20 protein-coding genes are annotated in these 21322 nt (G+C 30.1%); 10 read left to right on the top strand and 10 right to left on the bottom strand.

Annotated elements, in window-relative coordinates:
• The first annotated feature begins 15 nt into the window (after positions 1-15).
• From BW723_RS00280 to BW723_RS00260, 5 genes are all read left to right on the top strand, one after another.
• On the top strand, positions 16-591 hold the full coding sequence (locus BW723_RS00280; protein WP_068359778.1) for a YceI family protein: 576 nt from the start codon (positions 16-18) through the stop codon (positions 589-591).
• A 173-nt stretch (positions 592-764) separates the two neighbouring features.
• Positions 765-1316: an RNA polymerase sigma factor gene (locus tag BW723_RS00275; RefSeq protein WP_083139705.1), complete on the top strand. Its 552-nt coding sequence runs from the start codon at positions 765-767 to the stop codon at positions 1314-1316.
• 2 nt (positions 1317-1318) lie between these two features.
• Positions 1319-2110 carry a HEAT repeat domain-containing protein gene (locus BW723_RS00270; protein WP_083139702.1) on the top strand — a complete coding sequence of 264 codons (792 nt, stop codon included), beginning with the start codon at positions 1319-1321 and terminating at the stop codon, positions 2108-2110.
• An 81-nt stretch (positions 2111-2191) separates the two neighbouring features.
• Positions 2192-3109: a DUF4097 family beta strand repeat-containing protein gene (locus tag BW723_RS00265; protein WP_068359776.1), complete on the top strand. Its 918-nt coding sequence runs from the start codon at positions 2192-2194 to the stop codon at positions 3107-3109.
• Positions 3110-3111: 2 nt separating this feature from the next.
• A complete protein-coding gene (locus tag BW723_RS00260; RefSeq protein WP_068359774.1) occupies positions 3112-3939 on the top strand; it encodes a DUF4097 family beta strand repeat-containing protein in 828 nt (275 codons plus the stop codon).
• 78 nt (positions 3940-4017) lie between these two features.
• Here BW723_RS00260 and BW723_RS00255 read toward each other — a convergent pair whose 3' ends face one another.
• The 8 genes from BW723_RS00255 to BW723_RS00220 all read right to left on the bottom strand — a co-directional run bounded on the left by BW723_RS00255 (position 4018) and on the right by BW723_RS00220 (position 13080).
• Positions 4018-4464: a KTSC domain-containing protein gene (locus tag BW723_RS00255; RefSeq protein WP_068359771.1), complete on the bottom strand. Its 447-nt coding sequence runs from the start codon at positions 4462-4464 to the stop codon at positions 4018-4020.
• Positions 4465-4518: 54 nt separating this feature from the next.
• Complete coding sequence (locus BW723_RS00250; protein ID WP_068359769.1) at positions 4519-4920, bottom strand: hypothetical protein; 402 nt, start codon at positions 4918-4920, stop codon at positions 4519-4521.
• Positions 4921-4932: 12 nt separating this feature from the next.
• A complete protein-coding gene (locus BW723_RS00245) occupies positions 4933-5913 on the bottom strand; it encodes a septum formation inhibitor Maf (protein ID WP_226789188.1) in 981 nt (326 codons plus the stop codon).
• Positions 5914-5975: 62 nt separating this feature from the next.
• Positions 5976-6950 (bottom strand): M20/M25/M40 family metallo-hydrolase, encoded by a 975-nt coding sequence (locus BW723_RS00240; protein WP_068359766.1) that lies wholly within the window; start codon positions 6948-6950, stop codon positions 5976-5978.
• A 129-nt stretch (positions 6951-7079) separates the two neighbouring features.
• The gene (locus BW723_RS00235; RefSeq protein ID WP_068359763.1) at positions 7080-8888 is read right to left on the bottom strand and encodes an acyl-CoA dehydrogenase family protein; all 1809 of its coding nucleotides are present in this window, start codon (positions 8886-8888) and stop codon (positions 7080-7082) included.
• A 21-nt stretch (positions 8889-8909) separates the two neighbouring features.
• The gene (locus BW723_RS00230; protein WP_068359761.1) at positions 8910-10100 is read right to left on the bottom strand and encodes an acetyl-CoA C-acyltransferase; all 1191 of its coding nucleotides are present in this window, start codon (positions 10098-10100) and stop codon (positions 8910-8912) included.
• 99 nt (positions 10101-10199) lie between these two features.
• Positions 10200-12605, bottom strand: a complete 2406-nt coding sequence (locus tag BW723_RS00225) for a 3-hydroxyacyl-CoA dehydrogenase/enoyl-CoA hydratase family protein (RefSeq protein ID WP_068359759.1) — start codon at positions 12603-12605, stop codon at positions 10200-10202.
• A gap of 19 nt (positions 12606-12624) precedes the next feature.
• On the bottom strand, positions 12625-13080 hold the full coding sequence (locus BW723_RS00220; protein ID WP_068359757.1) for a MarR family winged helix-turn-helix transcriptional regulator: 456 nt from the start codon (positions 13078-13080) through the stop codon (positions 12625-12627).
• A gap of 179 nt (positions 13081-13259) precedes the next feature.
• Here BW723_RS00220 and BW723_RS00215 point away from each other — a divergent pair, with 179 nt between their 5' ends.
• Genes BW723_RS00215 through BW723_RS00195 form a run of 5 tightly spaced genes read left to right on the top strand, consistent with a single transcriptional unit; the run spans position 13260 to position 18428 of the window.
• Positions 13260-14189, top strand: a complete 930-nt coding sequence (locus tag BW723_RS00215) for an ABC transporter ATP-binding protein (protein ID WP_068359755.1) — start codon at positions 13260-13262, stop codon at positions 14187-14189.
• A gap of 4 nt (positions 14190-14193) precedes the next feature.
• Entirely contained in the window at positions 14194-15519 is a 1326-nt protein-coding gene (locus BW723_RS00210) for an ABC transporter permease (RefSeq protein ID WP_068359753.1), read from the top strand.
• Between the two features lies 1 nt (position 15520).
• Entirely contained in the window at positions 15521-16384 is an 864-nt protein-coding gene (locus BW723_RS00205; RefSeq protein WP_068359751.1) for a mechanosensitive ion channel family protein, read from the top strand.
• Between the two features lie 7 nt (positions 16385-16391).
• Positions 16392-17264: a DUF6268 family outer membrane beta-barrel protein gene (locus BW723_RS00200; RefSeq protein WP_068359749.1), complete on the top strand. Its 873-nt coding sequence runs from the start codon at positions 16392-16394 to the stop codon at positions 17262-17264.
• Positions 17265-18428, top strand: coding sequence for a sigma-54-dependent transcriptional regulator (locus BW723_RS00195; RefSeq protein ID WP_068359747.1), 1164 nt, complete (start codon positions 17265-17267; stop codon positions 18426-18428).
• On the opposite strand, the gene BW723_RS00190 is transcribed toward BW723_RS00195, so the two are convergent.
• Both BW723_RS00190 and katG read right to left on the bottom strand, forming a co-directional pair.
• Complete coding sequence (locus tag BW723_RS00190; RefSeq protein WP_068359746.1) at positions 18406-18906, bottom strand: ankyrin repeat domain-containing protein; 501 nt, start codon at positions 18904-18906, stop codon at positions 18406-18408. The two genes, BW723_RS00195 and BW723_RS00190, sit on opposite strands and share 23 nt — an antisense overlap.
• A 64-nt stretch (positions 18907-18970) precedes the next feature.
• Positions 18971-21145 (bottom strand): catalase/peroxidase HPI, encoded by a 2175-nt coding sequence (gene katG / locus BW723_RS00185; RefSeq protein ID WP_068359788.1) that lies wholly within the window; start codon positions 21143-21145, stop codon positions 18971-18973.
• Positions 21146-21322: the final 177 nt, after the last annotated feature.

Here is a 21322-nt window from a genome sequence, read left to right as displayed (position 1 = left end):
AAAAATATAAAAGTTATGAGAAAAATTATTTTTTTAATCGGAATTTTATCAAGTCTATCCTTTGTAAGAGTAAATGAATTTAATAAAAATACAATTATTCAAATAAAGCCAGAAAGTAAATTAGAAATTCTAGGAACAACAAACATAAATAAGTTTGAGTGCAATTTTAATTTCTTGGAAATAGATAAACCTGTTCCTCTTTTTTTTCAAAAAAAAGGTAAAAAAATATATTTTAAGAAAGCAACTTTAGTATTGAAAAATTCTTGTTTTGACTGTGGTAGTAGAGGAATTAACAGAGATTTTAGTAAATTATTGAAATCAAATGAGTTTCCTTTAATACTACTAGATTTAAAAGAAATTGAAAAAAAAGAAGCTACAACAGAAGCTTTAGTAGAAATGACAATTGCAGGTATTTCAAAAACATATAAGATTCCTGTAAAAGTTACAGAAAATAAAAACTATTTGGTTACTGGAAATTTAGATTTAAATATAGAAGATTATAATCTTAAAGTACCTAAGAAGATGTTAGGGTTAATTGTAGTTTCAGAAATGATAAAAATTAATTTTAATTTGATTTTAAAAAAATGTTGATATAGTTAAATTCTAAACTAAAAAAGAGATTTCAGAAATGGAGTCTCTTTTTTATTTTATAAGAATTGTAACTTTAAGCTATAAAAAGAATCTGAAACTTTTTTTAATTATTTTGTAACGTTTTAAAAATTGAACAGTATATCTGTTCAGAAAACCAACCAAACCAATATAAGTTGAATACATTATCAGATAATGCATTAATGCTAAGAGTAAAAGAAGGCGAAAACCACAAGTTGGGTTTGTTGTACGAACGTTACAAGAAACGTTTATTCGGCTTTTTTTATCAAATGAATAAAAATGCAAGTTTAAGTGAAGATTTGGTGCAAAATGTATTTATACGAGTTTTAAAATATAAACATACATTTTCTGAGGATAGTAAATTTATCACTTGGATTTTTCAAATAGCTAGAAACGAAATCTATGATCAATTTAAAAAATCAAAAAAAGAAAATCATAATGATATAGATACTGTTTCTTATCACCTAAATACTGGTGCTACAATAGAAAATGAAATTGAAATAAGTGAGAATAAAATCAATTTAAAAAAGGCAATTGCAAAGCTATCACCAGAAAAAAAAGAATTAATTATTTTAAGTAAATTAAAAGAATTAAAATATAAAGAAGTTGGAGAAATTATTGGTTGTACAGAAGGTACAGCAAGAACTAAAGTGCACAGAGCATTAAACGATTTAAAACAAATTTATCTAACATTAGAAAGCGCATAAAGATGGATTATAAAGAATTTGAAAATAGAACTGTAGATTATTTGTCAGACAATCTATCATCAGAAGAAATTAAAGAATTTGAAGCGTTCTTGGTGTTAAACCCAGAATTTCAACAAGAATTTGAAGCTACAAAATTATTTTGGAATGGAGATTCTGAAGAAGTACCAGAGCCAACTTCTAAAATGGATATGAATTTTTATAGTTTGTTAAAAGCTGAAGAAGAGAAGGCAGATAAAGTTTCAATTTTAAAAAAGCTTCAAAACTTTTTTTCCATTAAACCTGTTAAACAATTTGCATATACTTTGGCTATTTTAACGATTGGTTTCTTTATAGGAAATGGTTTTAATAAAGAAGATAATTTATCCGAAGAAAAAATAGAAGTCGCACAAAAAGAAACACAAGATGTTCGTTCTCAATTGGTGTTAACTTTATTAGATCAACCTTCTGCAAATAAACGTTTACAGGCTGTAAGTGAGGTAAATAAGTTAAATACTGTTACAAAAACAATTATTAAAGCTTTGTTTTCTACTTTAAATAAAGATGAAAATGTAAATGTGAGATTATCAGCATTAGAAGCCTTAAAAAAGTATACAGAAATACCTTTGGTTAGAGAAGGTTTAATATCATCAATAGCCAATCAAACATCACCTTTAGTACAAATGGAACTCGCAGATTTAATGGTGGTTTTACAAGAAAAAAAGGCAGTGAAATCTTTTGAAAAATTAATAGATAAAGAAGATGTAAATACAAGTGCAAAAGAAAAAATGAAAGAAAGTATTCAGAATATCATATAAATTAACTTTTGATGTAACTGGCAAATCCTAGGTCGCTTTTTACAGAGAGAAACAATAGTCATTCATCAAAATAATACACAAATGAAACAAATAAAATCAATACTAATATTTACAATATGTTACTTTGTAAGTACTGTAAATGCTCAGAAAAACATAAAATTTAAAAAACTTAAAGACACAGAAAAAATTACTAAAGAATATCATTTTAATGCAAAATCTACAGATAATATTTTAGTGGTAGATAATATTTATGGTTCTATTGATATTGAGGGATATAACGGAAATACAATTCAAGTTGAAGTTACAAAAACTGTAACTGCAGATACTAAAGAAGATTTAGAATTGGGCAAAAATGAAATTGGCATAAAATCTGCAAAAAAGAATACTGCTGTTTATGTTTATTTAGATTCCCCTTATTCTAAATTCGATATAGAATCTGGTAATTATCAATATAATGAAAATAATCTTGGCTCAAGAAGAAGTTACCAACATCGAAAAAAACGAATGTATAATTATCAATTAGATTTTAAAATTAGAGTGCCCAAAAATGCAAGTATAGATTTAAGAGCAGTAAATAATGGAAATATTTCTGTAGAAAATGTACATGCAAAATTATTAATAGTTCATAATATAAATGGTGCTATAGATATGACAAATGTTTCTGGAAAAACAGATGTAAACGCCTTAAATAAAGATATAAATATCAGTTATGCGAATAATCCTAAAGAAGAAAGTTTTTATAATTCGTTAAATGGTGATATTAATATAAAATTTAAAGAAGATTTAAATGCAAGTATTAGTTATAAAACAATGAATGGTGGTTTTTATACCAATTTTGATGTTGAAAAAACATTACCCATTATAAAAACAACATCAGAAAGAAAAAATAAAGGAACTAAATATAAAATAAATTCTAACAAACATTTTAAAATAGGAAGTGGAGATGTGCATTTACACTTTAATCAATTAAATGGAGATGCAATTCTTAAAAAAATATAATTATGAAAATTAAAAATATAAAATTAGTAACAACTTGTCTAGTGTTTTTTATAACCATAAAACTAACTGCACAAGAAACAGTAACTATACCTCTAAGTAATTCTGCAAAAGAAGGATTGCTAAAAATGAATATTATAAATGGTTCAATTACCATAAAAGGTTCAGATACTAAAGAAGTAATTATAAAAGGGATAAAAAGAGAAAAATCTAAAAGTTATCATAGTGGAAGAAAAACAACTAAAAATGATGTAAGTGGCTTAAAGAGAATTTCTAATAATTCTTTAGAATTTAATGCAGAAGAATACGACAATGTAGTTCGTGTGCAAAGTACACCTAATGGAACAACAGATTTTGAAATTGAAGTGCCAACCAATTTTTCTTTAAAGATTTCTACTATAAATAAAGGCGATATTTATGTTGAAAACGTAAACGGAACTATGGATGTAAGCAATATTAACGGAAAAATTACACTTAAAGATATTAGTGGTTCTGTTAGTGCAGATGCATTAAATAAAGATATTACAGTTAATTTTATTAAAGTTACACCAAATGTTGCAATGGCTTTTAGCAGTTTAAATGGTGATATCGATATTACTTTTCCTAAAACAATTAAAGCTGATATTAAAGTTAAATCTGATAGAGGAGAAATTTATACAGATTTCGATTTAAAAGCAAAACCATCTCAAGCTAAAATAACAAAGGGAGACAAAAGCAAAGGAAATGCCTATAATGTAAAAGTAGAAAAATGGATTATTGGCGCTATAAATGGAGGAGGAGCAGAAATATTATTCAAAAATTTTAATGGCGATGTTATTATTAGAGCCAAATAATTTTATCGAAAATTGATGCCATAAAAAAGAGATTACATTTTGTGTAATCTCTTTTTTTTATTTGATTAAATCAGTTTTTTAAGCTGATACTGAAGCTTTCATTGATTTTCTGTACGTAAAAGAATTAAAAATATTTCTTTTACCAAAATTGTTCATAGATCTAGCATTTATAAATTTTCCGAAAAGAATTTTATTCACACCAAAATATTCATAAGTATTTCCATCAGTAAAAGTTACTTCTAATAACATACTTTTATGATGCCAATCTGCCACCTGAAATTCTGTTATTGTTTTTTTATATGCCTCTAAGTTTGCTTCTTTAGTTTCAGGAGCAATACTTACTAAAAAGTGATATCCATCTATAATCTCTGTACTTTTTATATCTGCTTCTGCTTTTTTATCTTCATCTTGAAATTTATCTGGATGCCATTCTTTAACCAAACCTCGATAAGTTTTCTTTAATTCTTTAAGATCGATGGCTCCTTCTACGTTAAAGAGTTTTTTATATTGTTTTATACGTTTCATTACTGTGTTTTCAAATTGCGTGCAAAAGTATTGATAAAAAAGTGATTAGCTGTTTTAAATTGCTTTATTTCTAAATAATTTTATAAAGACGATTGTAAAGAAAATAAAAAAGAGAATATCGTTAATGCCATAAATCGAAAAGAAAATACCAGCCATTAGATCCTCTTCAAAAATAGGAGAAACATTGTTTTGTAATTGCCAATTCACCCAAATAATTCCATAAATTAGTTTTTCTATGGCAAATACAGCAACAATCCATTTTACTTTTTTATAACTTTTAGCCACAGAAATATAGGTAAATCCCCAAAGAACAATCATTAGTAACCCAAAGTTAGACATTACTGTAGCATCATATTTAGGTATATATACATTGGTAAAAAAACGAGATAAAATTAATACTGCTACAATATTTATCAATCCAGATAGTATAAAAATTTTAGATGCTGATATTTTCATAATTGTATAAATTTATAAACCTAATGCTTTTCGTTCTTCTAAGTCTGAAACTCCATTTTTACTCCAATACGCAGATTGAATTGTTTTAATTTTTTTAGCTTTAGTTATTAAACTTTTACCACGACTGCTAATTTCTTCGTTCCAAGATTCAATTGTAAAAGGAAAATCTTTTTTTAATTGTATAGAAAGTTTTCTTTTTAATGATGGATAATTGATTGTATACACTAAAAAATCTCCGTTTTTCACTAAACTCGCCTCAGCTTTGTAAGATTGAAATTTTTTATGATGTAAACTTAAATACTCAAAAGAAGGAATAATTTGCAATTCACCAACAGGTATATTTTCTGGTGATATTCTCAATTGATTCCAAAGTTCATTTTCTAAAATGTCTTTTTTTAATGTGATTTTTCGATCGGAATTGGTTTCAAAATAAGAATAAAAATGAATTTGATAATCGGTTTTATTATTTAATTGAGCAAAGGTATTTCCACACCATTCTTGACTAGAAAATGAAATTTTAAGAGTTTTTTTGTTGATATCAATAGGAGAGAAGGTACTTGTCATTAAAGAATATGGGTAAATACCAGTTGTAAATTTTTTGGTACTATTTAGTTTTAATATCGGAATATTTTTTTCATTTTGATGATTTGCTTTTACTTGTTTTTCAGGTAAAAACTCTTCTGTAACAAAGATGTTTACAGCAGTACCTTCATAAATTTCTCCATAACGAACTTGAGATAATTTATACGAAGTTATTTCTGCTTTTCCTGAATACCAATAAGTATTAAAATCAGGATACTTTTCTACTTTAATTGTATTCGATTTTGGTTTCTCTTTTTTTACCTCAGGTGTCGAACAATAAAAAAAGAACAGACTTAAAAGAGAAATTAAAAATATCTTTAGAATTTGTTTCATAATTGATGATTCTTGAACTGATTTGCAAGAAGTAGAAACTAATAAAATGAGGATTACTATTAATTTAAATAATTTCATTTTTAGTAGTTAGAAAATTTATCAAAAAAAAAGAGGTTACAAATTGCAACCTCTTATTAAATTTATTCACTTAAACTTTCATCAAGATTTTCAATGGCTTGTATTATAATCTTAACTGCTTCTATATAAAAATCTTGGTTTATTGTACCAAAAGTATCTGTGCTTCTGTGATAATCTTTATGATCTGGAACCCCAAAATAGATGAAAGGTATTTTTGCTCGGTGAAATACTCTATGATCTGAAGAATAAGTCCAATCACTTTGTTCTTTATTTTCTGGATCATCATGACCAAACAATAAAGTTATTTTTTCTGAATAAATATCTTCTAAAGGATCACGTAAATCTGGATAGTGGTATAAGCCAGATCCAAATAATTCAGGATCATAATCGCTATGAGCAATCATATCCATATTAATATTTAAATCGATATTTGCTTTGTCTCTATAGCTTTTTAGAAAATAATCTGCTCCTAAAGAACCAATTTCTTCTGCATCTACTGCTGCAAAGATTAAATTATGCTTTGTTGGTTTATCTTTAAAGTATTTTGCAATCGTAAATAAAGCAGCGGTACCAGAAGCATTATCATCTGCGCCATTATAAATTTTACCATTTCTTACACCTAAATGATCAAAATGAGCAGTAATTACAAAAGTTTTATTGGTTTGACCTTTAAGCATACCAATAACATTACCACCTGTAGCTGTAGTATCTGGTACATTAGAGTAATCGTCTAGAGGTTTTGGTTTAACCATAGGAAAAACCTCGTGTCTACTTTTACCTTTAAATGTATGTGTAAATTCTTGTACGTAATCGTTGTTTACTATTTTCTGTAAGCCAATTTCAGTGAACTGATCTACGATATATTGTCTTGCTTTTAAATTACCGGGTGCAGAAAAAGATCTTCCTTGCATATCATCAGAAGAAAGGATTTTAACAGATTCTAATAATTTTTCGGTATTGATTTCAATTACCTTTGGTTCTTTACAGCTCCCCAAAAGCACCAAAAATAATACAAATGAAAATAATTTTGTTTTCATATAGTGGTTTAGTTATGTTTGATGTAGGGAATCTATAATTGGCAAATATAACAAAAGACCATTAATTATAATGGTCTTTTTAAACAAACAACTAAATTTTAAAACATTTTTTTGTCTTAAAATATTTTTTTAAAAACAATATTTGTTTTCAGATTTTAATTTATCTGCAATTGTATTTCTTAAACCAACAACATTAGGGTAGTTTGCATATTTAGTAAAGCGTTTTAAGCCCATTAAAAGCATACGCTGTTCATCACCTTCTGCAAAAGATACAATACCTTCTCTACCATTTTTAGTTATAATTTCAACGGCGTTGTATAAGTATAATTTAGCCATTGCAATTTGTCCTTCTTGTGCTTCTTCTCCAAAACGTTTTGCATTTTTCTCTGCACGTAATAGGGTAGATTCTGCCATATATACTTCATTCAAAATATTAGCAGCCGCCATTAATAATTGTTGATGTTGCTCTAAATCTGGGCCAAATTTCTGAATTGCTGAACCTGCAACCATTAAAAAGACTTTTTTTAGTTTAGCAATCATTTCTTTTTCTTCTGCAAATAATTCAGAATAATCTGGCGTATCAAAAGAAGGAATTCCCATTAGCTCATCTCCAACAGCAGTTGCAGGGCCTAATAAATCTACATGACCTTTCATTGCTTTTTTAATTAACATACCTACAGAAAGCATTCTGTTAATTTCGTTTGTACCTTCGTAAATACGTGCAATTCTTGCATCTCTCCAAGCAGCCTCCATTGGTGTTTCTTCAGAAAAGCCCATACCTCCAAAAATTTGGATACCTTCATCTGCACAAGCTTGTACATCTTCAGAAACGGTAACTTTTAAGATAGAACATTCAATTGCATATTCTTCAACACCTTTTAATTCCGCTTCTTGATGTGTGTTACCAGAAGACATCCTCATTGCAATTCTGTCTTCAATATTTTTTGCAGCTCTATAACTTGCAGATTCACCAGCATAACAATTTGTAGCCATTTCTGCTAATTTTGCTTTTATAGCACCAAATTCTGCAATAGGTGTTTTAAATTGTTTACGTTCTGTTGCATATTGTAAAGCAGTAGTTAGCACTCTTCTTTGAGAATCGATACAAGCTGCAGCTAATTTAATACGCCCAACATTTAATGCATTTACTGCAATTTTAAATCCACCACCTCTTACAGAAAGCATATTTTCTGCAGGTACAATCGTATCATTAAAAAATACTTGTCTGGTTGATGAAGCACGAATACCTAATTTATGCTCTTCTTCTCCTAGAGTAATTCCGTTTGCATTTGCAGCATCATATTCTACAATAAATCCAGTAATATTTTTATCATCTTCTATACGAGCAAAAACGATCATTACATTACAAAAACCTGCGTTAGAAATCCACATTTTTTGACCGTTAATTTTGTATGATTTACCGTCTTCTGATAATTCAGCAGTAGTTTTACCAGAATTTGCATCAGAGCCAGCACCAGGTTCTGTTAAGCAGTAAGCGCCCATCCATTCACCAGTAGCTAATTTTGGTACATATTTTTGTTTTTGCTCTTCTGTTCCATATAAAGTAATTGGCATTGTTCCAATTCCTGTATGTGCACCAAAAGCGGTACTTAAAGAACCATTTCCACTAGATATATATTCGCAAGTAATCATTGTAGATACAAAACCCATACCCATACCTCCATATTCTTCTGGTACAGCAACACCTAAAAAGCCAAGTTCACCAGCTTTTTTCATTACTTCTTCTGTTAACGCATAATCTTTGGCTTCAAAACGATCTCTATTTGCTACGATTTCTCTATCTGTAAATTCTTTTACAGCTTCTTTCATCATAATTTGCTCTTCAGAAAAATCTTCTGGAGTAAATACGTCTTCAGATTTTGTTTCTTTAACTAAGAATTGTCCTCCTCTTAATATGTCTTTGTTTGTAGTTTCCATTTTAATGTTGTTTTTTACGGATTAGTTTAAAAATTCAAAAATACCAGCAGCACCTTGTCCTGTTCCTACACACATGGTAACCATTCCGTATTTATTATTCATTTCTCTTTTGCGCATTTCATCAAATAATTGCACAGATAATTTAGCACCTGTACAACCTAATGGATGCCCTAATGCTATTGCTCCACCATTTACATTGATGATATCAGGATTTAATCCTAACTCACGTATTACAGCTAAAGATTGAGAAGCAAATGCCTCATTTAACTCAATTAAACCAATATCACTTTGATTTAAGCCAGCTTGTTTTAATGCTTTTGGTATTGCAGCTACTGGACCTATTCCCATAATTCTTGGAGGTACACCAGCAGCAGCATAACTTACCATTCTTGCTATTGGTTCTAGATTTAATTCTTTTACCATTTCTTCACTCATCACCAAAGCAAAAGCAGCACCATCACTCATTTGAGATGAGTTACCAGCAGTTACACTTCCTCCAGCAGCAAAAACAGGGCGTAACCTTGCTAAGCCTTCTATGTTTGATCCTTTTCTTGGGCCTTCATCCTTATTAACTGTATATTTTTTAGTAGCTTTTTTACCTTTTGCATCAATAAAAGTTTGTTCGACTTCTATAGGTACAATTTGGTCTTGGAATCTATTTTCTTCTAAAGCTCTTAATGCTTTTATATGGGAGTTTAAAGCAAACTCATCTTGGTCTTTTCGAGAAACATTAAATTCGTTTGCAACTGCTTCTGCTGTATTACCCATTCCCCAATAATATTCTTCATGACCAGCAGCAACTGTATCGTAATTTAGTTCTGGTTTAAAACCTGTCATGGGTACAGAACTCATACTTTCTGCTCCACCTGCAATAATACAATCTGCCATTCCAGATTGAATTTTAGCAACTGCCATACCAATAGTTTCTAATCCTGATGAGCAAAAACGGTTTACAGTAACTCCTGGAACATCAACAATATCTAATCCCATTAAAGAGATTAAACGTGCCATATTTAATCCTTGAGCACCTTCTGGCATCGCGTTACCAACAATTACATCATCAATTCTTTTTTTATCAAAATTAGGCAGTTCATTCATCATATATTGAATGGTTTCTGCGGCTAATTCATCAGCTCTTTTAAATCTGAACAGTCCTTTTGGTGCTTTACCAACTGCTGTTCTATATGCTTTTACTATATATGCTGTTTTCATTTTATTTTTAGCTTTTTGCTAATTGCTTTTGGCTTTTAGCTGTAGGTTAATATTTATTTGCGAATAGCTAAAAGCTAAAGGCAAATAGCTAGAGTAACTTTAGTTACGTAAAGGTTTACCTGTTTTTAACATGTGCTGAATTCTTTCTAAAGTTTTACGTTCGGTACATAAACTTAAAAAAGCTTCGCGCTCAATATCTAATAAGTATTGTTCAGATACTTTGGTTGGTTCAGATAAATCTCCACCAGCCATAACATAAGCTAATTTGTTAGCAATTTTCTGATCGTGAGCAGAAATGTAATTACTAGCTTCCATAGAATCTGTACCTACTAAAAACATACCTAAAGCTTGTTTACCTAACACTAAAACATCATTACGTTTTACGGGTTGTGTATAACCTGCATCTGCCATTAATAAGGCGTGTTTTTTAGCCTGTGCAATTTGTCTATCTTTATTAACAACAACTACATCTTTACCTTTTTGTAATAAGCCTAAATCGAAAGCTTCGTAAGCAGAAGTTGCTACTTTAGCCATACCAATAGTTAAGAAATGCTCTTGTAAAACGTTTAATTGTACATCACCTTTATGAAACAAATCTGATGCTCTTAAAGCCATTTCCTTAGAACCACCTCCACCAGGAATTACACCAACTCCAAATTCTACTAAACCAATATAAGTTTCTGCAGCTGCAACTACTTTATCTGCATGTAAAGAAATTTCACAACCACCACCTAAAGCCATTCCATGAGGAGCAGAAATAGTTGGTATTGCTGAATAACGCATACGCATCATTGTGTCTTGAAAATATTTAATGGCATAATTTAATTCATCATATTCTTGCTCTACAGCCATCATAAAAATCATACCAATATTAGCACCAACAGAAAAGTTTGCAGCTTGATTACCAATAATTAATCCTTGGTAATTTTTTTCGGCTAAATCAATTGCTTTATTAATTGCAGCTAAAACATCACCACCAATGGTATTCATTTTCGATTGGAACTCTAAGTTTAAAATTCCGTCTCCTAAATCTTCAATTACAGCACCAGAGTTTTTCCAAACTTCGTTAGATTTTCTAATATTATCTAAAATAATAAATGAATCTTGACCTGGTTTTTTAGTTTGAGATTTAGAAGGAATATCATAAAAATAAGTAGCACCTTCTTTTACAGAATAAAAAGAGGTTGAACCAGCAGCTAACATTTCTGTTACCCAAGTTGCAGGCTCTTGTCCTTCAGTTTTCATTAATTCGATTCCTTTTTCTACACCAACTGCATCCCAAATTTCGAAAGGGCCATTTTCCCAACCAAAACCAGCTTTCATAGCATCGTCTATTTTATAAAGCTCATCAGAAATTTCTGGAATTCTATTCTGAACGTAAGCAAACATTGCTGCAAAGTTTTTTCTATAAAATTCACCAGCTTTATCTTTACCACCAACTAAAACCTTAAAGCGGTCAATTGGCTTATCAATCGTTTTCGTAAGTTCTAAAGTTGCAAATTTGGCACGTTTTTTAGAACGATATTGTAATGTATCTAAATCTAAAGTTAAAATTTCGCTTTTGCCATCTGCATTTTTCACTTTTTTGTAAAATCCTTGTCCAGTTTTGCTTCCTAACCATTTGTTTTCCATCATTGTACTGATAAAGTCTGGAAGTTTAAATAACTCATGCGCTTCATCATTAGGACAATTTTCATAAATTCCATTCGCAACATGTACCAATGTATCTAGACCAACAACATCAACCGTTCTAAAAGTGGCAGATTTAGGACGACCAATTACTGGGCCTGTTAATTTATCAACTTCCTCGACCGTTAATCCTAATTCTTTTACTTGATGAAATAAAGATTGGATTCCGAAAATACCAATTCTGTTTCCAATAAATGCAGGAGTATCTTTGGCTAACACAGAGGTTTTTCCTAAAAATTTGTCACCATACATCATTAAGAAATCTGTAACTTCTTGTTTACAATTTGGTCCAGGAACCACTTCAAAAAGTTTTAAATATCTAGGTGGATTAAAAAAGTGAGTTACCGCAAAATGTTTTTGGAAATCTTCACTTCTGCCTTCGTTCATGAATTGAATAGGAATCCCAGAAGTATTAGAAGAGATAATTGTGCCTGGAGTTCTATATTTTTCTATTTTTTCGAAAACTATTTTTTTAATGTCTAGTCGTTCTACAACAACTTCCATAATCCAATCTACATCTGCTATTTTTGCAATATCATCATCTAAATTACCAGTTGTAATTCTACTAGCAAATTTTTGACTGTAAATTGGTGATGGTTTCGATTTTAAAGAAGTGGCTAAAGCATCATTTACTAAACGATTACGAACTACTTTATCTTCTAATGTTAGTCCTTTTGCTTTTTCTTTGTCGTTTAATTCTCTTGGAACAATATCCAATAAAAGAACTTCTACGCCAATATTAGCAAAGTGACAGGCAATACCAGAACCCATAATTCCAGATCCAATAATTGCTACTTTTTTAATTCTTCTTGTCATTATCTTTGTAATTAGTTAACTATTTATCTTGATTTGTAGATTCAAATATTTTTTTTTCGGCAATTAATATATTAATGGTTTTCATCACTTTAAAAAAAGATTCTAAATCATCTTCATTAACGTGTTCTCTTACTATATTATTAAATTGATAGACGTGGTTTTTAGAAAATTTACGCCTTTCTAATCCATAATCTGTTAATTTTATAATAACGCTTCTGCCATCATCTGGGTTTTTTTCTCTATAAATGGCACCTTTTTCTTCCATAGATTTTAAAATTCTAGAAAGACTTGTAGGTTCCATACCCATTAATGGGCCTAAAGCAGTTGAAGGTGTTCCGTTTACTTTATCAATGGTTAGCAAAACAAAAGCAGAAGACATTGTGCTATCGTACTTTGTAGCTTGCTCATTGTATAATTTTGCAACTGCTTGCCAAGTTGCTCTTAATTGATGATCTATTGACTTGTTCTTATCCATTTTGACAAATATATTAAAATTTTATTATGCGTGCATAGTAAATTTTGAAAAAGTTATGCGTGCATAATAAAATTTAACAATTTATTTATCTGTAACAAATCTCTTGTTTAGATACTAATAGCTGTAAAAAATACCTAAATTTGTGATTAATCAACTTAAAAAAAAATCGACTCTAATCTATGAATAACTTACTAGAAATAAATAATGTTGTAAAAAATTATGGAGATTTTAGAGCATTAAATGATGTTTCTATCCATATACCAAAAGGCAGTGTTTATGGTTTACTTGGACCAAATGGAGCAGGAAAAACTTCTTTAATTAGAATTATTAACCAAATTACAATGGCAGATTCTGGCTCTATTTTATTAGATGGTGAGCCTTTATCACCAAAACATACTGCAGATATTGGCTATTTACCAGAAGAACGTGGTTTATATAAATCGATGAAAGTTGGTGAACAAGCTTTGTATTTGGCACAATTAAAAGGATTATCTAAAACCGAAGCTAAAAAAAGATTAAAATATTGGTTCGATAAGTTTGATATTTCTGCTTGGTGGGGAAAGAAAATTGAAGAACTATCAAAAGGAATGGCGCAAAAAGTACAATTCATAGTAACTGTAATGCATAATCCTAAATTGTTGATTTTTGACGAACCTTTCTCTGGATTCGATCCTATAAATGCTCAATTGATTGCCAAAGAAATCTTACAATTAAGAGATGAAGGAGCAACCATTATTTTTTCTACACACAGAATGGAATCTGTAGAAGAAATGTGTGATGAGATTGCATTAATCAATAAATCAAACAAAATATTAGATGGTAAGTTGTCTGATATTAAACGTGAATTTAGAACAAATACTTTTCAGGTAGGTTTAAATACGGCAAATCCTAAAGAAGTAGAAATGCAATTAAAAGAGAGTTTCGAAGTTTTTCCTGCGGATTTTAAGTTGCTTGGAAAAGAGTTGACAATGAATGTGAAATTAGGTGAAACAAATTCGGCAAACGAATTGTTATCATTTTTAACAAGTAGAGGAGAAGTACAACATTTTGTAGAATTAATACCAAGTGCAAACGATATTTTTATTCAGGCAATAAATAAAAACAGTTAAGAAAATGAGCAAATTAACACTAATTATAAAGAGAGAATTTATTGCAAAAGCACGTAATAAATCGTTTATAGTGATGACTTTTTTAAGTCCGCTAATTATGGTAGGTATGGGTGCTTTGGTGTATTTTTTAATGAAAAAAAATGACGAAAAAGTAAAAGAAATCGTTTATGTAGATCAATCAGGATTGTTTTCTAAGGATGATTTTAAAGATACAAAAACCATACATTATCAAGATTTTACAGCTTTAGGGGTAGAAGAAACAAAAAAGAAAGTAGAAGAAGGTAATCATTATGGAGCTTTAATTATACCTAAACAAGATAGTTTAGAACTTTTGGCAAAATCTATTGAATTTTACTCAAAAGATTCGCCAGGTATGTCTGTAATGGGTGCTTTAGAAAGTAAAATAGAATCTAAAATCAGAAACGAAAAACTCAATAATTTCGGAATTGATATTGCAAAAATAAATGCATCTAGAATTCAGTCTGATATTAAAATGTATAATTTTTCTGGTGAAGAATCATCAAAATTAATAAATGGATTAAAAATAGGAGTAGGAGCAATAGCAGGTTATTTTTTAATGATGTTTGTTATGATTTACGGTACTTCTGTAATGCGAAGTGTAATCGAAGAAAAAACAAGTAGAATTATAGAAGTTATAGTATCATCAGTAAAACCTTTTCAGTTAATGTTGGGTAAAATTATTGGTAATGCTTCTGCAGGTTTATTACAGTTTTTTATCTGGGGAATTTTATTGTTTATCATAACAACAGTTGCTTCTTCTATTTTTGGAGTAGATATGGTAGAAATGCAAACAGCTAGAATTCCTGCAGATCAATTAGAAGCTGCACAAAATGCTGCTGGAGGAGATAAAATGCAATTGGTAATTCAAGAGATTTTAAGATTGCCAATTTTAAAAATGTTTATTTTATTTATCTTTTATTTTTTAGGTGGTTATATGTTATATAGCTCGTTATTTGCTGCTGTTGGTGCAGCTGTAGATAATGAAACAGATACACAACAATTTATGCTGCCAATTATGTTACCTTTAATTTTAGGTGTTTATGTTGGTTTTGCCACTGTAATTAACGATCCTCATGGTCCAATTTCTGTTGCTTTTTCTCATATTCCATTAACGAGCCCAATTGTTATGTTAATGCGAGTGCCTTTTGGAGTATCATGGGTAGAATTGGCAATTTCTATGATATTGTTAATCGTTACATTCGTGTTTATGGTTTGGTTAGCAGCTAAAATTTATAGAGTTGGTATTTTAATGTATGGTAAAAAACCTACGTATAAAGATTTATACAAGTGGTTAAAATATAAAGGATAAAATGCAAGATACTATTGAAAAAGTTAAAGACACAATTGTAGAAGAAACAACCTCTATTTTAGATTATAAATTTGTTTTTAGTCAAGAAATAGGGATTACTGTAAGAGGTTTAATTTTTGTTGTTGTCGCCTTAATTGTTACTTCTTATATTTTACAACTAATAAGAAGATTTATAACTAGAAAAATGCCACAAAACGACAAACAAAAGTTTGTAACTGTTTTTGGTTATGTAAGGTGGTTTGTGTTTTTAATTATTTTCTTAGTAACAATGAATACATCTGGTGTAGATGTTACCGCAGTTTTTGCAGCATCAGCAGCATTGTTAATTGGTGTTGGTTTGGCTTTGCAAACTTTGTTTCAAGATATAATTTCTGGTATATTTATTTTAGTAGATCAATCTGTACATGTAGGTGATATTATTGAGTTAGAAGGTAAAGTTGGTAGGGTTTTAGATATACGTTTAAGAACAACAAGAGCTGTTACAGTAGATAATAAGGTTTTGGTAATACCAAATCACTTGTATTTGACTAATATTTTATTTAATTGGACAGAAAATGGAAGTGAAACAAGAGAATCTGTGAGTGTTGGTGTTGCTTATGGTACAGATGTAGAAAAAGTAAAAAGAATTTTGTTAGATATTGCTAAAAATCAGCCAACTGTATTAAAAAATCCTGCACCTGTAGTTTTATTTACAGATTTTGCAGATAGTTCACTCAATTTTAAAATAGTTTTTACGTTAAATAATAGTTTTGAAGTGCGTTTTACACAAAGTAACATTCGCTTTGAAATTGATAAAGCTTTTAAACAAAATAACATTTCAATCCCTTTTCCACAAAGAGATGTGCATTTGTTTACCCAAAAATAATTAAATTGTGATAAAAAGAGTTAGCTTACTGTTGTGCATCAGTGCTATAGGTTTTTTGAATGCTCAATTAACAGATTTGGCAAGAATAGAATATTCATTTATCCCTAAGAAAAAATCGGATGATGAATATACAAGAATTAGAGCTTTATTCAATTATCCTATAGAATTAAAAGACGATAAGTACATTTTTGTAGGTGCAGAATATAATAACATTTTTTTAAATCTAAATGATAATTATCCTTTTGATAAATCACTTTTAGAAACCTTAACTATTCTAGATATTAATTTAGGATACACCTATAAGATGAATAAAAATTGGAGAGCAGGTTTTAAATTAACGCCAAGATTAGCATCAACTTTAACAGGAAAAATAACTAAAGATGATTTGTTTTTAAATGGTGGTATGTTTTTTGTAAAGGATAGAACAGAAGCAACCAACTTAAAAAGACCTTATCGATTAATTTTAGGATTAACCTATAATACAACTACAGGTATACCTTTTCCTTTACCTTTTGTAAGTTACTTTAGGCAAGTAAATGAATCTTGGTCTTTTAATGCAGGTGTACCAAAATCGAATATAAAATACAGTTTAAATGAAAAAAATGCTTTACAAGCATTTGTTGGTATAGATGGTTATTTTGCTAATTTACAAAAATCAGCAATAGTTTTCGATCAAGAAGTTGATCACATATCTTTATCTGTTGTAGTTGCTGGTTTGGGTTATGAGTATTTACTAAGTAAACATTTGGTCTTATACGCATATTATGGTTATACGTTAAGAATGAATAACGTTTTAAGAGATAAGGATAGAGAAAATGTATTTACATTAGATAATGTGAATGCTCAATATTTAAGAACAGGAATAAAATTTAAGATATAGATGGCAAAAATATTAATCATAGAAGATGAAGCGGCAATTAGAAGAGTTTTATCAAAAATAATATCCGAAGAAAACGATGCATACAATGTAGAGCAAGCAGAAGATGGTTTGTTAGGCATAGAAATGATAAAAAATAATGATTATGATCTAGTTTTATGCGATATTAAAATGCCAAAAATGGATGGTGTTGAGGTTTTAGAAAAAGCAAAAAAGATAAAACCAGAAGTGCCAATTGTTATGATTTCTGGTCACGGAGACTTAGATACAGCTGTAAACACAATGCGTTTAGGTGCTTTTGATTATATTTCTAAACCACCAGATTTAAACCGACTTTTAAATACGGTTAGAAATGCTTTAGACAGAAAAGTTTTAGTTGTAGAAAACAAAAGACTTAAGAAAAAAGTAAGTAAAAATTACCAAATGATTGGTGAGAGCGATAAAATATCTCACATAAAAAACATTATTGAAAAAGTTGCGGCAACAGATGCAAGAGTTTTAATTACTGGACCCAATGGAACTGGTAAAGAATTGGTTGCACATTGGTTACATGAAAAATCTGATCGTTCTAAAGCTGCTATGATTGAGGTGAATTGTGCTGCAATTCCATCAGAATTAATTGAGAGTGAGTTGTTTGGTCACGTAAAAGGTTCTTTTACAGGAGCAAATAAAGATAGAGCAGGTAAATTTGAAGCAGCAAATGGAGGAACCATTTTTTTAGATGAAATTGGCGATATGAGTCTGTCTGCACAAGCAAAAGTTTTACGTGCTTTACAAGAAAATAGAATCTCTAGAGTGGGTTCTGACAAAGACATAAAAGTAAATGTAAGAGTGGTTGCAGCAACTAACAAAAACTTAAAAGTAGAAATTACAGAAGGTAGATTTCGTGAAGATTTATACCACAGGTTAGCTGTTATTTTAATTCAAGTTCCTGCTTTAAATGATAGAAGAGAAGATATACCGTTATTAGTAGACTTTTTTACTGAAAAAATATCTAGTGAACAAGGTACCCCTAAAAAAGCCTTTTCTGCGGATGCAATTCAATTATTACAAAAATACGATTGGACAGGTAATATTAGAGAATTACGAAACGTTGTAGAACGTTTAATTATTTTAGGAGAAAAGGAAGTTTCTGCAAACGATATTAAGTTGTTTGCGAGTAAATAATTTCTTTATTTTCTAACAAAGTAATTATTTCTTTAAAATCCTTTTCTTTTGCATATTCTAATGCAGATTTGTTTTCTAAATCTTTTAGTGATGAATCTGCATTTTGCTTTAATAAAAATTCCACCATTTTTGGCTGATTATACAATGTTGCATAAATAAGCGCAGAATAACCTAATTTATTTTGAGCATTTATCTCAGCACCATTATCCAATAAAAGTTCAGCAATTTCTACATTACCTTTAAAAGCAACACCTAATAAAGCAGTATTTCCTTTAGCATCTCTATGATTTACATTGGCATTGTGTTTTATTAAAGTTGCTGCAATTTCTTTTTTATCAAAATAGGTAGCAAATACTAACGGACTAAATCCTCTTTGATCTTTTGTGTTTGCCAAGGCAGGAAATCTTTTTAAAAGTGTTTCTATTAAATTGATATTTACATTCTGTATAGCTCCAAAAAATGCATTTAAAGTATTCATATTTTTATTTTTTAAAAAAGGATAAACTCTTTTTAGAGAGCTTATCCTTTAGGTAATTTATTATTTATTTGATGTCAAAACGATCTGCATTCATCACTTTTGTCCACGTTTTTACAAAATCGTTCACAAATTTTTCTTTGCTATCATCTTGTGCATAGACTTCTGCATAAGAGCGTAACACAGAATTAGATCCAAAAACTAAATCTACACTAGTTGCAGACCATTTAAAATCTTTGGTTTTTCGATCTCTAATTTCATACATAGTACCAGCAACATGATGCCAAGTATTACCCATATCTGTTAAGTTTACAAAGAAATCATTGGTTAAAGCGCCAATATTATCAGTAAAAACTCCATATGTTGTTCCTCCGTAATTTGTTCCAATTACACGCATACCACCAATTAAAACCATCATTTCTACAGCAGTTAAGCCTAATAGTTGCGCTCTGTCTAACATCATTTCTTCTGGGCTAACGATGTAATCTTGTTTTAACCAGTTTCTAAATCCATCAGCAACAGGCTCAAGAACATTAAAAGAATCTACTTCTGTCATTTCATCTGTAGCATCTCCACGTCCTGCAGAAAAAGGAACAGTAATATCAAAGCCAGCATTTTGTGCAGCTTTTTCTATACCTACATTACCCGCTAAAACAATTGTATCTGCAATGCTGATATTAAATTCAGCCGCGATGGGTTCTAAAATTGATAATACTTTTTGTAATTTTTCTGGTTCATTACCTGCCCAATCTTTTTGTGGTGCTAAACGAATACGAGCTCCATTTGCGCCTCCACGCATATCAGAACCTCTGTAAGTTCTTGCGCTATCCCAAGCAGTACTTACTAATTCAGAAATACTTAAATCTGTACTTGAAATTTTTTCTTTTACTAAATTAACATCATAATCAGTATTTCCAGCAGGAATTGGATCTTGCCAAATTAAATCTTCAGTAGGTGTGTCTGGTCCAAAATATCTAGCTTTTGGCCCCATATCTCTATGAGTTAATTTAAACCAAGCACGTGCAAAAGTTTCTGTAAAATAATCGTGATCTTTACTAAATCTCTCACAGATTTCACGATAAATTGGGTCAACTTTCATTGCCATATCAGCATCTGTCATCATTGGGTTTAATCTTATTGATGGATCTTCTACATCTACAGGTTTGTCTTCTTCTTTTATGTTAATTGGTGCCCATTGAGTTGCGCCAGCAGGACTTTTAACAAGTTCCCACTCGTAACCAAATAATAAATCGAAATAACCATTATCCCATTTTGTAGGTTCTGTTGTCCAGGCACCTTCAATTCCGCTTGTAAAAGCATCTCTTCCAACTCCTGTTCTTGTAGAATTTGCCCAACCAAAACCTTGGTTTTCTAAAGGTCCAGCTTCTGGTTCTGGTCCCAAATTGCTCGCGTCTCCATTTCCATGTGCTTTACCTACAGTATGTCCACCAGCAGTTAATGCCGCAGTTTCTTCATCGTTCATAGCCATTCTTGCAAAAGTTTCTCTAACATGTAAAGCTGTTTTTGCAGGATCTGATTTACCATTAACACCTTCTGGGTTTACATAAATTAATCCCATTTGTACAGCAGCTAATGGGTTTTCCATAGAGGTTGCATCCTCAAGATCTCCATAACGTTCATTACTTGGAGCTAACCATTCTTTTTCTGCACCCCAATAGGTATCTTTTTCTGGATGCCAAATATCAGTTCTACCAAAAGAAAAACCGAAAGTTTTTAACCCCATAGATTCGTATGCAATGGTACCTGATAAAATAATTAAATCTGCCCAACTTAATTTGTTACCGTATTTTTTCTTGATAGGCCAAAGTAAACGTCTAGCTTTGTCTAAGCTTGCATTATCTGGCCAAGAATTTAAAGGAGCAAAACGAATATTACCTGTTCCACCACCACCACGTCCATCAGAAAGTCTGTAAGAACCAGCAGAATGCCAAGCTAATCTTATCATTAAACCACCATAGTGCCCCCAATCTGCAGGCCACCAATCTTGGCTATCTGTCATTAAATTTTTTACATCTTCTTTTAAAGCAGCAACATCAAGTTTTTTTAACTCTTCATGATAGTTAAATTCTTCGCCTAAAGGATTTACTTTAGTGTCGTGTTGATGTAAAATATCTAGATTTAATGCATTTGGCCACCAAAGCTTGTTATTGTTTTCGTTTGATGTGTTTCCTCCATGAAAAGGACATTTGCTAATATCACCAGAACCATTTAAATTTTCCATTATATGTTGTTTTAAAGTTAATTTCAATTTTAAATACGAGGCAAACCTACGAGAAATCTTTGAATAATTTTTATCTATAATTTATATTTTAAAATAGAAAAAATCTATTTACATTGGTTTTCAACTGTTAATAAAAATAATGAATTTTTAATAAAGTTAATTTATCTTAATATTAAA

This window comes from Polaribacter reichenbachii, assembly GCF_001975665.1.
GTDB lineage: Bacteria > Bacteroidota > Bacteroidia > Flavobacteriales > Flavobacteriaceae > Polaribacter > Polaribacter reichenbachii.
Note: the sequence above shows the minus strand (reverse complement) of the source record. Positions and strands in the feature narration are given on the sequence as shown.